General features: G+C 56.3%; 10 protein-coding genes and 1 tRNA gene. 3 read left to right on the forward strand and 8 right to left on the reverse strand.

Going from position 1 to position 12,387, the window contains the following annotated elements; translation table 11 throughout:
• Positions 1–966, reverse strand: coding sequence for a glycosyltransferase family 2 protein (locus KBP52_RS11275; protein WP_077571538.1), 966 nt, complete (start codon positions 964–966; stop codon positions 1–3).
• Between the two features lie 276 nt (positions 967–1,242).
• Here KBP52_RS11275 and KBP52_RS11280 point away from each other — a divergent pair, with 276 nt between their 5' ends.
• On the forward strand, positions 1,243–1,434 hold the full coding sequence (locus KBP52_RS11280; protein ID WP_212622765.1) for a DUF1508 domain-containing protein: 192 nt from the start codon (positions 1,243–1,245) through the stop codon (positions 1,432–1,434).
• Positions 1,435–1,582: 148 nt separating this feature from the next.
• On the opposite strand, the gene KBP52_RS11285 is transcribed toward KBP52_RS11280, so the two are convergent.
• Positions 1,583–5,083, reverse strand: coding sequence for a glycosyltransferase (locus KBP52_RS11285; protein WP_212622766.1), 3,501 nt, complete (start codon positions 5,081–5,083; stop codon positions 1,583–1,585).
• Between the two features lie 403 nt (positions 5,084–5,486).
• Between KBP52_RS11285 and KBP52_RS11290 the strand changes: the two genes are divergently transcribed.
• Both KBP52_RS11290 and KBP52_RS11295 read left to right on the forward strand, forming a co-directional pair.
• Positions 5,487–5,693, forward strand: a complete 207-nt coding sequence (locus KBP52_RS11290) for a DUF1508 domain-containing protein (protein WP_212622767.1) — start codon at positions 5,487–5,489, stop codon at positions 5,691–5,693.
• A gap of 232 nt (positions 5,694–5,925) precedes the next feature.
• On the forward strand, positions 5,926–6,687 hold the full coding sequence (locus tag KBP52_RS11295) for a hypothetical protein (protein WP_240049793.1): 762 nt from the start codon (positions 5,926–5,928) through the stop codon (positions 6,685–6,687).
• Between the two features lie 205 nt (positions 6,688–6,892).
• Here KBP52_RS11295 and KBP52_RS11300 read toward each other — a convergent pair whose 3' ends face one another.
• The 6 genes from KBP52_RS11300 to dapA form a co-directional block, all read right to left on the reverse strand.
• Entirely contained in the window at positions 6,893–8,011 is a 1,119-nt protein-coding gene (locus tag KBP52_RS11300) for a hypothetical protein (RefSeq protein ID WP_139353575.1), read from the reverse strand.
• A gap of 501 nt (positions 8,012–8,512) precedes the next feature.
• Positions 8,513–8,602 (reverse strand) — tRNA-Ser (locus KBP52_RS11305).
• An 83-nt stretch (positions 8,603–8,685) separates the two neighbouring features.
• Entirely contained in the window at positions 8,686–9,399 is a 714-nt protein-coding gene (gene purC, locus KBP52_RS11310) for a phosphoribosylaminoimidazolesuccinocarboxamide synthase (RefSeq protein WP_077571533.1), read from the reverse strand.
• 28 nt (positions 9,400–9,427) lie between these two features.
• Positions 9,428–10,189: an MBL fold metallo-hydrolase gene (locus KBP52_RS11315; protein WP_007911390.1), complete on the reverse strand. Its 762-nt coding sequence runs from the start codon at positions 10,187–10,189 to the stop codon at positions 9,428–9,430.
• Positions 10,190–10,195: 6 nt separating this feature from the next.
• Positions 10,196–11,311, reverse strand: a complete 1,116-nt coding sequence (gene bamC / locus KBP52_RS11320; RefSeq protein WP_038358367.1) for an outer membrane protein assembly factor BamC — start codon at positions 11,309–11,311, stop codon at positions 10,196–10,198.
• Between the two features lie 17 nt (positions 11,312–11,328).
• Complete coding sequence (gene dapA, locus KBP52_RS11325; protein WP_007911392.1) at positions 11,329–12,207, reverse strand: 4-hydroxy-tetrahydrodipicolinate synthase; 879 nt, start codon at positions 12,205–12,207, stop codon at positions 11,329–11,331.
• Positions 12,208–12,387 lie beyond the last annotated feature (180 nt).

Here is a 12,387-nt window from a genome sequence, read left to right on the forward strand (position 1 = left end):
TCAGTCCTTGGGGTCGTAGACGCGACGCACCAGAAAAACCGGCCGGCGTTTGGATTCGATATACGTGCGGCCCAGGTACTCACCGAGCACCCCGATGCCAATCAATTGCAGGCCGCCGAGAAAGGTCACGGCCACCATCAGCGAGGCGTAACCGGGCATGTCGACCCCGTGGATCAACGTACGCACGACAATGAACATGGCGAAGGCAAAGGACACCAGCGACACCAATGCGCCGACATACGTCCAGATCCGCAACGGCTCGGTGCTGAAACTGGTGATGCCTTCCAGCGCGAAATTCCACAACCGCCAACCATTGAACTTGCTCTGCCCCGCCACGCGCTCCGGGCGTTCGTAATCGACGTGGGTCGTACGAAAGCCGACCCAGGCGAACAGGCCCTTCATGAAGCGCCGGGATTCGGGCAAGGTCAGCAAGGCGTCGACCACGCAGCGATCCATCAGACGAAAATCGCCGACGTTCTCGGGCAAAGGCTGTTCGGCAATCTTGTTGTGCAGGCGATAGAACCAGTGAGCGGACGTCTGCTTGGCCCAGGTGTCGCTGCGACGGCTGATGCGGTGACCGAGCACCACTTCAAAGCCTTCTCGCCAGCGCTCGATCATCTGCAAAATGACCTCCGGCGGGTCCTGCAAGTCAGCATCGATGGGGACCACGATCTGTCCGGTGGCGATCTGCAAACCGGCGGACAGCGCCGCTTCTTTGCCGAAGTTACGACTCAGGTCGACGATACGCAGGCGAACATCCTGATGTTGATGTTCGAGCAGGCGTTCGAGGGTCGCGTCTGTGCTGCCGTCGTTGACGAACACCAGCTCCAGATCGATCAACGCCTGTGCCTGAAAGACTTCATTGATGCGCCGCAAAAAGGTGTCGAGGCTGTCCTCCTCGTTAAAAACGGGGACCACCAGCGATAACGTCACCTGCCCGGCCTGTTGCGTTCCGTGCTCAGTCAAAGGAGTGCTCTTCTTATAGTGTTTGTCGGTCGCCGAACGATATTCGACGCCATGAGCCGTCCCGTATTAAGCAGGAGCGTCGACGGCGTTGCAAGGTGCAGACGGCGTCATATTGGCCAATCCAGAGGCCTATCCACACGCTCTGGCCCGCGCCCTTCAGAAACATCCGCGAACGATTGGAAACAAATGTCCGATAGCCAAAAAAACCGTCTGCGCTAGGCTTGCGAGCATGCGCCACACAGGCTGTCGCACAATGAATCGCATGGAGCGAACTGAATGTATTTCGAGATTTACAGGCAATCCAGAGGCACCCCGAGCACTGGCAAAGGGCAATGGCGCTGGAGACTGAGAGCGGGTAACCACGAGACCATCGCCAGTGGCGAGTCTTATGTGAACAAGACGGACTGTTTGCATGTGATCGGGTTGATCAAGGCTGTGCAGGGAGAGACGCCGGTCAAGGAGATTTAGTCGCTCTGCACGACCCTGCGAAAATGGAAAAGCCCCACAGTTCAGAGACTGTGAGGCTTTTTTCGGGCCGGTATCGAACAAGCTAGGGCACTTTGCGCGACTGCGTGAAAAACCTGAAAGAGACCCGCCTGCAATGCAGGCTCGTTGTTCAGTCCGCCAGCCAGGCGTTTCGCCACGCCAACAGATGTTCGTCCTTGAGCATCCAGTGATCGAGGACAACGCTGCGCAGGGCCTCTCCAGCCTTGGCGCTGGCATCGGCGTCAGCAAGATGCTCGCGAATAGCGGCAATCCAGTCTTGCGAACGGTTCCTGACCCTCGTCACCGGGAAATCACCCTGATAACAAACGATATCCGAGCAGATCACGGGGAAACCACAGGCGCCATATTCCAACAAGCGCAAATTGCTTTTGCAGGCGTTGAAAAAGTTGTCTTTCAGCGGTGCCAAAGCCAGGTCCAGGTTCAGGCCGGCCAGTCTTTGCGGGTATTTTTCGATACTCACCCCTCTATGGAACTCATGGACATAGGGGCGCAGTGCTGGTGGGCACATGCCCATGAACACCCATTCAACTTCCCCTTCCAGCGCACGAACCACTTCGGCGATGACTTGCAGGTCGGCGCTGTGACTCGAGCCGCCGGCCCAGCCAACCCGAGGCTTGCGGCCTTGCTGGCGCTGGCTGGTCAGGTCGCTCCACCAATGGCTCGGCAGACGGTTTTCCATCACCCGGATATCGGCGCTGAACCCCTTCAGCGCAGTGGCCAGCGGCTCGGTCGACACCACCAAGCGATCGCACAGCCCTACCGCTTTCTTCAAGCGTTTGGTGATGTCTTTGGGCAGCAATTCGTGGTTCAAGTTGCCAGCGGGCACGTCAAGAATATAGTCATCCAGCTCGTAAACCTTGAACGCCCTGGAGAATGCCTTGGTGTCCTGCATGTACTCCAGATGAGGCGTTGTGTGCTGCCCCTGAAAAATGATCGTGTCCGGCGCAATGCGCTCCAGTTCCGTCGGTTGCAATCCCTCGTCGCTTACCGTTCCGCCGATCAGCTGCGCGGCTTTCAGAGCAGCGAAAGGCTGACGCACGCGGTAGTGTCCGCTGCCGAAAGAGTCGAGGGGGTGACACAGCACGTGAGGCAACTCACGACGGGCAAACGGGTGCCAGTCAGTATCGGTGCGGTATTTGGAGGAGAAGCCACTGCCCTCCAGGGTCAGGTTGCGATTGTAGGCCGGATCGTTGGCGATTTGCGCAAGCCAACGCTGGTACATCACCGACTGTTCGCCCTTGAACCGTTTGCGCTTGGCTTGCTCCTTGGTCGTGTCGATGTTGGTCTGGCTCACACTGGCTTCGTGAACGAGCAGCGCATAAGGCGTCCAGACAATCAGCCGTCCAGCCAGGCCGACTTTCAGGCACAGATCCACATCGTTAAAGGAAACGGCCAGGCCGACCTCGTCCATTCCACCCACTTGCTGGTACAGCTCGGTGCTGATCATCAGGCAGGCGGCGGTGACCGCGCTGTAGTTCTGATCAAGATGCAAGCGGTGAAGGTAGCCGTTGGACTGCATTGAATCGCCGATAAACGGGTGGTCTGCAACGCCGCGCAACCCGAGTACCACGCCTGCATGCTGAACAGTCCCGTCGAGGAATAACAGCTTGGCGCCCACTATCCCCACTTCTGGCCGCTGGGCGTGATGCAGTAGCGCACCAAGCCAGTCGCCATCGATGATCGCCGTGTCATTGTTGAGCAGCACCAGGTAATCGCCGCGGGCATGGCTGGCGGCAAAATTATTGATCGCCGAATAGTTGAACGGGTGCGGATAACGCAGGATGCGCACCTTGGGGTCGTTCAACAGCTCCATACCGTTGAACCAGTCCCGGGCTTCGTCGGTTTCGCTGTTGTTGTCGACGATGATCAGTTCGTAATTCGTATAGCTGGTTTTCTCCATGATGCTTTCGATGCAGCGCAGCAGCATCGGCAGGCAGTCCTTGGTGGGAATAAGGATCGAGACCAGCGGCTGCTCCACATGTCGGTAGACCACACGGTTAGCCATTGGCAAAGGTCCGGCCTGCAGTTCATGAGCCACGCCCAGGCGCTGCAAGTGCGCCCCGACGATGGCTGCCGAGTTCGCGATGACTTGGGGTTCACCGAGCCACTGGGGGAAATTGATGGCCTGATGCACCAGCACATCCGCGAGGTGCCCGACAGTACCCAGACCGTGAGTTTCAATCAGCCGAAAAAGCAAATCGTGGGGCGCCAGTTCGCTGAAGGCAGGATCAAAGCCGTCAGCAGACAGCGCGGCCTCGCGACTGAAGGACAATGCGCGGCCGACATACGGATAACTGCGCAACATATCCAGATTCAAATCCGGCTTGAATACCGGACCCTGGCAGCCTTCCGCGGTCAGTGAGTCTTCATCGCTGTAGCAAGCGCTGACACCGGGATTCAGTGCAATGCCTTCGGCGAGCAAAAGCAGCGCGTGGGGATCAAGTTCGTCTCCGGCCCGTAACAGGTACCACCAGTCAACCTCGATCTCCTGCAACAGCTCATTGAGCTGGCTCGGCCAGGATTCAGCCAGCGGTAGCCAGACCAGATTGGCCGCCGGTGTCACACCAACAGGTTCGGCGTTGGAGAGCACCACGATGGCCGCCGCCTGATAAAGCTGACGATCGATGCTTGCCAGGCTGGAACGCAACAGTCCGATGTCACCCGCAGTGTCGGTCAACACCAACAACACGTCCGGTTGCCGTGGCCAGCTCGCCAGTCGCGCGGGTAAACCTTCGACCTCGACAGCAGCCAGTTGCCGACTCGCCAGCCAGCGCTGATAAAGGTCGAGATTGCGCTGCTGACGGCCAACATTCGCCAGAACACCGAAAAATCGCACCAGGGTGTGTGCGAGGGTGCCGTCGAGCTGGCCGCTTTCCGCTTCGAAATCGTTGCCCGTGAGTTGCATCCGCTCCAGTGGGGCAAACACTTCAGTGCGCGCAAAGAACATGGTGCCGGCAAAATAATCCGCTTCGTTGATGCCTTGCGGATCAATGCCGCCACGCTCGGCCAGAGTGACCAGCAAGGCGCGATTGCTTTCGCTGAGGGATCGGGTGACTGGCAGCAGGTATCGCTGGGGACCCAGCATTGGAACGTGCACCGGGTCGGCAAGATGCTCCAGTGCTCGACTGAATCGTACCGGGCCCAGCAGATCATCGAACAGTTCAACGCCCCAGTCGTTCTCCCCGCCCAAGTGCAGCGAACGCTTGGTGTGCAGCTTGACCAGCGTGCGGATATTATCGGCACGCAAGAACGGTAGCACCCGCAGAAACGGCAAAACGTCCCTGCCGTGGTTCGGCACCCGGTATAGCGAAAAACTCAATGTACTGGCCGTCAGCTGAGCACAGACCGCATCGTCACGACCGGCTACGCAGGTTACGTAAAGATGCAGGCGTTCAGGCAGTTTGATTAAACGGCGCAGGATATCTTGCAGCACTTCGGGGTAATACGCATGGATAACCACGCCGACTGGCGGCTCGCCATCCTCGAATACTGGCGGCTGCGCAACCAGTACTTCGCACTCGTCGACGTGGGGAGCGGCGCTGCTGCCTGACTTGACGGGCTGACGTTCAGAAACGCGGTGAGCACCTTGGGCTGATGGTGGAATTATCATGTTCAAACCAATTCAAATAGGGAGCGAGGCTGGAACTCGCTGGATGCGCCTTTCGCAGCCGAGGTGAGCAAGTATCCACTTTAGTGAGAGCGCTGGCCTCTTGGCTGGACAGAGGATAAACGACGACAGGGGCGATCTGGCGGCTGATTGCTGCCAATAATGACAGCCTCTACTCTGCGAGCACGGCATTCAATGGGTCGGCGAGTCCTGTGAGCGCCGTTTCTCTAATGTCGGCAGAGGCTGTGCTTACTTAAATTGCCTCTATGCCGATGACCTCACCGCGCAAGACACGCTTCAGCGCCTTTGCTATCGCCACGAAGCCTGGATTCGCAGAAACGAAAAAGCTCCGTAGATTTTCATCTACGGGGCTTTTTCCATGTAATGGCGGAGAGGTAGAAATCAGATGAAAATAAATCTGTCCCATTCCTCGCATTCCTCGTCCAGGCAATCCAGAGGCACCCCGAGCCCCGGCAAAGGGCAGTGGCGCTGGAGACTGAGGGCGGGTAACCACGAGACCATCGCCAGTGGCGAGTCTTATGTGAACAAGGCGGATTGCTTGCATGTGATCGGGCTGATCAAGGCTGGGGAGACGCCGGCCAAGGAGATTTAACAAATGAACATGCTGACTATGGATATAGGCAGCATCCAGTCGTAAAACCTCTGAAACCCGCCCCGTCAGACTAGTCGGCAATCAACATACGGCTTTACCCAGACCTTCGCAGATGGATAATGGCAACCTGCCACAATTCGCCAGTCCCTGACTCCAGGGATTCTCATCCTATCGGCCCGACATTCACCATCATGGATACATGATCAGGCTACGAAACAAGGAGTTCGTAACTTTGACCCCTTCGCAGGATTTAACAGCTCCCCTTTCCCGGACACAGAAGTTCACTACCCTGATAACGCGAGGCATGGCCGGGCTTGGTGTTCTGCTAGGCGCCATGTGGGCACTGATCACCTACGCAGTGCCAGACCCTAGCGTGTTTGGCTTTAGTTTCATCAGTTGGAAAAACGTGGTCTTGCTGGTCAGCACCTTTATGTTTCTCGGTGCGGTTTCGATCCAATGGCAAATTCGACATTTCACGCCCTTGCTTAGAGGCAGCTTGCAGTTTCTCATCATCGCCGGGATGTCATTCGGCTTTTTTATCCTGGGTACTGAGTACGCCAAACCCTCATTCGAATTTGCAAAACTCCAGGCAAAAATCGTTGAGAACGAAGGGAGCAATCTGCTCGGCAAGCGCTTGGAAGTCTTGGACAACGTCCGTATTGAGCTGGATGGCTGCGAAAATATCGGTCGATTGCCTACGTGCACATTTGAACTGACGAACCTGAATGTGGATCGCAGTTTCCGTTTCGATGAGAGCACACGCCTGTTCGATGAATCGGGAGGACCTCTGAAATTTGAATCGATTCGAGTAGGCCAGGTGGAAGATCGCCCTTGGGCAAGATTCCAACTTATCCGCAATCTCCCTACGCGCGTCACTTTGAATTTTCAGCAAAGCAACGACAAGCTGACCAAGACCCCTGCCATCAAGCTCGTATTCAAGGATTTGAATGATGAGCCCCTCACCCTCAAATTCAGCGAGATCGACATGCGTTGATGCTGTCGGTACCTACATCATCAAATTTTCGCTCGGCTGGCTGAGACCAATCGAGCGGATGCAAAAAAGCCCCGTAGCTTCTCAGCTACGGGGCTTTTTCTATGTAATGGCGGAGAGATAGGGATTCGAACACTTCCCGTGTACCTTAAGTCGCCTGTCAGAGCTGCGAGTTCAATGCTTTTCGCTCAAGCGTTAAGCACTGAAATCATTTCAAAGATTTAGCCAGCTTTTGAGCAACATACTCTTCGTTTGTTTTACCGTGCTCGTCATCCGGGCAAGCAACAAGAAATCTTTCTGCCTGCTGGCTCAGTACAAAATCCGGTTTTTCACGCTCAAGAATCCCGTAGTCGATATTAGGCTGCCAAGCAATAACAAGTCTTCGAAAGGATTGCGCCAATATATGTGTAGAAATGGTCATGAACGAGTCCCTGAAAACAACGCAAGTTGGCAGAGACGGGTCATCGATTTCCGAAATAAAAAGATTACCCAAAGGTTTTATTTTATTATCAACAATAACCGTGTGTCTTGGCGCCTTCACCTTGGCAAAATATGGAACATCGGAAACCTCCATATTCAGCTTACTGCCCAAATCATTCATTTGACCATTTTGAATAACCAGATCGGAATCCGCGACACCTTTCAAGCCCCATGATTTCATAAGCTGTCTGTAGGCAACGTTAAAACCATAGTGATTCCAATGAGAGTCACTTCTTGGAAAAACGTCAACTGAACGACTTTGCTCGACCAGTCCCTCCAACGGATATAAAGTCTCAACAAGCCCTTCAGCTTGTTTCAGTACATTAAACACCGGGCGCCGATCAGTAACATTGATATCGTCAGGCAGAAAGTCCGCATACACACACTCTTTATTTGGCACCACAAGAAACGAGTATTTTGAAGTATGCTTTTCTACTGCTTTCTTTCTGTACTCAAACAATAAGCGCCACTGCTGTTCAAAATCATCTGGCAGTGGATATGTGCCATTTAACTGCGAACTGACGTGGTTCGTCCCTGCTCTGAGAAAGAGCCACCCATCCTTACCGACTGCCACATGCTTATTCAAAGATTCCATTGCTCGACCTTCACGCCGCGGAAAACATAACAGATACATATTGTTTCTTAACATCATACCTGCTGAAACCATTACTGCAAGCGAGGAACGACCTGAAGTAGCCGCCGCTATTCTATGTCCCATCACGTTACTCAGTCGTTCGACTGGAAATATGCCGGCCGTTGTGCAGTGTTCTGTATGGACAAAGAGGCACCAGATGCTTTGCTTACGAAGCAGGAGAAGCAGGACATCGGGGCTAACCGGTAAGCGCACGCTTAGTTTCGTCTCGGATGCTTTTAGATGCCGCGTACTGTGCAGCCTGCCTCCTCGAACACCTTGGCTTCGCGGCACATGCTTCGGATCGACATAAGAGCCTAATTGGCAAGATAACAAGAGAACTGCAGTGTCGCCGCAATAGTGCGATGAACCTGAGCGACACTTCCAAGCTATCAGCTCTCGACCTAAGTTCTCGAGAGAATTCGGGATAAGTACCCGGCACTCTGTTTAAGCAGTCGCCAACCGCTCCAGAAACGTCGATCAGCTCGAAGGCGATCTCCCAACCGGTGGGTATTCCAGCCGCCCTTAACCCCACTACCATCGAGAGGGCCACCTACATCCCTTTATTTTCGTTCATCGTCGGGAAGTCTCGGCGCAGAGCACTTTAGCGCGGACCTCCGACAGCCTATTGCCGGTAAAAACACCCCGACCCAATCCCGGAAACGAAAAAGCCCCCGTAATCAGTAACGATTACGGGGGCTTCGTCTTGTTCAATAATGGCGGAGAGATAGGGATTCGAACCCTAGGTACCGGTGAAGGTACAACGGATTTCGAATCCGTCCCATTCGGCCACTCTGGCATCTCTCCAACGGCGCGCATCATAACAACACTTTTACCGAAAGCAAACCCTCTTTCGAAAATTTCTTCGTGCTATCAGATGCTTGCGTCGATTAAAGCGGTACGCCCAGACGATTGGCGACTTCCTCGTAGGCTTCGATGACGTCACCAAGGCCCTGACGGAAGCGGTCTTTGTCCATCTTCTTCTTGGTGTCCTTGTCCCACAGACGGCAGCCGTCCGGGCTGAACTCGTCGCCGAGGACGATCGAGCCGTCGCTGAACACGCCGAACTCAAGCTTGAAGTCGACCAGCAGCAGGCCGGCGTCGTCGAACAGTTTGCTCAGGACTTCGTTGACCTTGAGCGACAGTTCTTTCATGCGAACCAGTTGCTCGGCAGTGCCCCAACCGAATGCGACAACGTGGGATTCGTTGATGAACGGGTCGCCCTTGGCGTCGTCCTTGAGGAACAGTTCGAAGGTGTAAGGATTGAGCTTCAGGCCTTCTTCGACGCCCAGACGCTTGACCAGGCTGCCGGCAGCGTAGTTACGCACGACGCACTCGACCGGGATCATGTCGAGTTTCTTCACCAGGACTTCGTTGTCGGCCAGCAGTTTGTCGAATTGGGTCGGAATGCCGGCCGCTTCGAGTTTCTGCATGATGAAGGCGTTGAATTTGTTGTTGACCATGCCTTTGCGGTCGAGCTGCTCGATGCGCTTGCCGTCGAACGCCGAGGTGTCGTTGCGAAACAGCAGGATCAAGCGGTCAGCGTCGTCGGTCTTGTAAACCGATTTGGCTTTGCCGCGGTAGAGTTCTTCACGTTTTTCCATGATGGGCTCCGCTTGCTAAGTAGGTGGGCTAGGCGATGTGGCGCCAGTCGAGCCCTGAATCTTGATCGGCCAGTTGCAGCCAGTCCGGGTCACACCCGAGGGTGTCGACAAAACATTGCCGGGCCAGCTGCGGCAGGTTGTTCTTGCTGCTCAGATGGGCCAGAACCAGGTGTTGCAAACCCTGCCAGCCCAACTCGGACACCAGGAATGCCGCCTGATGGTTGTTCAAATGTCCCAGCTCGCCGCCCACCCGCTGCTTGAGAAAGTACGGGTAATGACCACGGGCCAGCATGTCGCGGCAATGGTTGGACTCGATCATCAACGCATCGAGGTCCCGATAACCGTCCAGCACCCGCTCGCAGTAGGACCCCAGGTCGGTCAGCAGGCCGAAGCGCCGCTGCTCGTGATCACTGAAGACATACTGGGTCGGTTCCTGCGCATCATGGGCCACGGCAATGACCCCGATGTTCAGTGCACCGATCTGCAGTTGCTCGCCGCCGGCCAGAAAGCCTGCGGGTTCGATCGGTTTGCGCATCCCGCGCAGTGTGCCGCGACTGAGGTAGACCGGTAGATTGTAGCGCCGAGACAGCAAACCCACGCCATGCACGTGGTCGGCATGTTCGTGGGTTACGAGTATCGCGCTCAGTTGCGCCGGGTTCACACCCAGGCGCAACAGGCGTTTTTCGGTTTCCCGCAGGGAAAAACCACAATCCACCAGCACATACGTATCTGCACTGGCGATCAGCGTGCCGTTCCCTTGGCTACCGCTGCCGAGAACGGCAAAACGCATGGTTGATCAGCCCAGGTTGTCCTGAATCACGCTCAACACTTTACGTGCCACTTCAGCCGGCGCGACGGTGTTGATGTTTTTCTCGACGGTCACCTGGATGTTCTCGCCAACCTTGCTCAGGCGAACCTGATAACGCTCGGCACGGGCTTCAACTTCTTCCTTGCTCGGCGCACTGCCGAACAAGCTGCTGAAGAAACCAGGCTTGTCGTCTTTCTTCTCGGCTTTTTCGGCCAGGTTGATGTAGTACAGGCCGAGGCTGCGGTTGATGTCTTCAACGCGCCATTCGCCTTGTTCCAGTGCACGGCCAACGCTCGACCAGGCACGATCCAGATCGGTACCGACGTTCAACACCGGGTTACCACTGCCGTCTTCGCTGAGGCTGACACGGCTCGGCGTATCGAAATCACGCGAAGCGAGCATCGACACCGAACCGCCCTTCTCGGAGATCCGGCTCATGCTCGCGAGCATGTCGTCGACCAGCGCCGCGTCCAGGCCAGTGTTGACCGAACGGTTGGTGAAGGCCACGTCGGCCGTGCTGCCGGCAGGACGCTCGGCGCTGACCACGTAGATTTCACTGGTGTTGCGCTGCACGCCCGGCTCGATGCGAACACGCACACGGGTTTCGCTGTCGCTGGCAATGCCGGCTGCGCTCAGGCGCTTGGCCATGGACGCGGACAGTTCGTCGGAATGCTGCCAGGTGGTGGTGAATTCGCCGGTTTGCGGGCGCTGCTCGTCCAGACGGAAACCGTTGTCCTGGAAGAATTGCACGGCCACTGGCCAGACTTCGGCCGGTGGGTGCTGGGCCACGACCCAACGCGAATCACCGCTCTTCTGCAGCGAGTAATCGCTGGCATCGGCAACGGCCGACAGCGGCTGAGGACGCGGCACAATGTATTCGCCCTTGGCGGTGTCATCAGCGACGTTGCGCGGGATCGGCAACAGCGGATCCAGACGCTTGGAGGTGCTGACCTCCGGTGGCAGTTGCATCGGTGCAGTCTGTTGCGCTTCCAGGTAATCGCTACCACGGTCACGGAAATAACCTTCCGGGCCCCAGACCCATCCGCAGCCACTGGTGCTGGAGATAATCAAGGCAAGTGCGGAAAGTCCGGCCATTCGCTTCATGCGTTGTACTTCCTCAATTAAACCAGGACGCTGCACTGGCGCAGAGCCGAGCGCAGCGTTTCATGACAAGGTGTGCTCAGCCAGGTCAGTGGCAGGCGGATGCCTTCGTGCATCAGGCCCATTTCAACCAAAGCCCACTTCACCGGAATCGGGTTGGCTTCGATGAACAGGTCTTTGTGCAGCGGCATCAGTTTTTCGTTGATCGCCCGTGCGGTGTCGGCGTCGCCTTTCAGCGCGGCCTCGCACAGATCAGCCATTTCGCGTGGCGCAACGTTGGCAGTCACGGAGATGTTGCCTTTGCCGCCCAGCAGGATCAGTTCAACGGCGGTCGGATCATCGCCGGACAGCACGATGAAATCCTTGCTCACACCATCGATGATCGCTTTGGCGCGTTTCAGGTCGCCAGTGGCTTCCTTGATGCCGATGATGTTCGGCACGGTGGACAGGCGGATCACGGTTTCGGCCTGCATGTCGCACGACGTGCGGCCCGGAACGTTGTAGAGAATCTGTGGAATGTCGACCGATTCAGCAATGTGTTTGAAGTGCTGATACAAGCCTTCCTGAGTCGGCTTGTTGTAGTACGGAACAACCAGCAGGCAGGCATCGGCGCCGGCTTCTTTGGCGTTGCGGGTCAGCTCGACGGCTTCGCGGGTCGAGTTGGCGCCAGTGCCGGCGATGACCGGAATGCGCCCGGCAACCTGTTTGACCACGGCTTTGATGACGGCGATGTGTTCTTCGACATCAAGGGTTGCCGACTCGCCGGTAGTACCGACCGCGACAATGGCATGGGTGCCGTTCTTGAGATGGAAGTCCACGAGTTTGCTGAGGCTGTCCCAGTCAAGACGCCCTTGTGCATCCATGGGAGTGACCAGTGCCACCATACTGCCCGCAATCATGAAACCGCTCCTGCCGGAAAAAGAGAGCGGTAATGGTACTGGCGCCAAGATGCTTGCACAAGCGAAGTACTGCGCTGCCGCCATTCCCCTTGGCGTCGCTTTTCGCTACCCTTCAGACTTTGATCGGTACTGATCAGCTTGTACGCCGGGTTCCAGCCTCCCTTTACGGCCTCCCAGACC

It is taken from the genome of Pseudomonas sp. SCA2728.1_7 (assembly GCF_018138145.1).
GTDB classification, from domain to species: domain Bacteria; phylum Pseudomonadota; class Gammaproteobacteria; order Pseudomonadales; family Pseudomonadaceae; genus Aquipseudomonas; species Aquipseudomonas koreensis_A.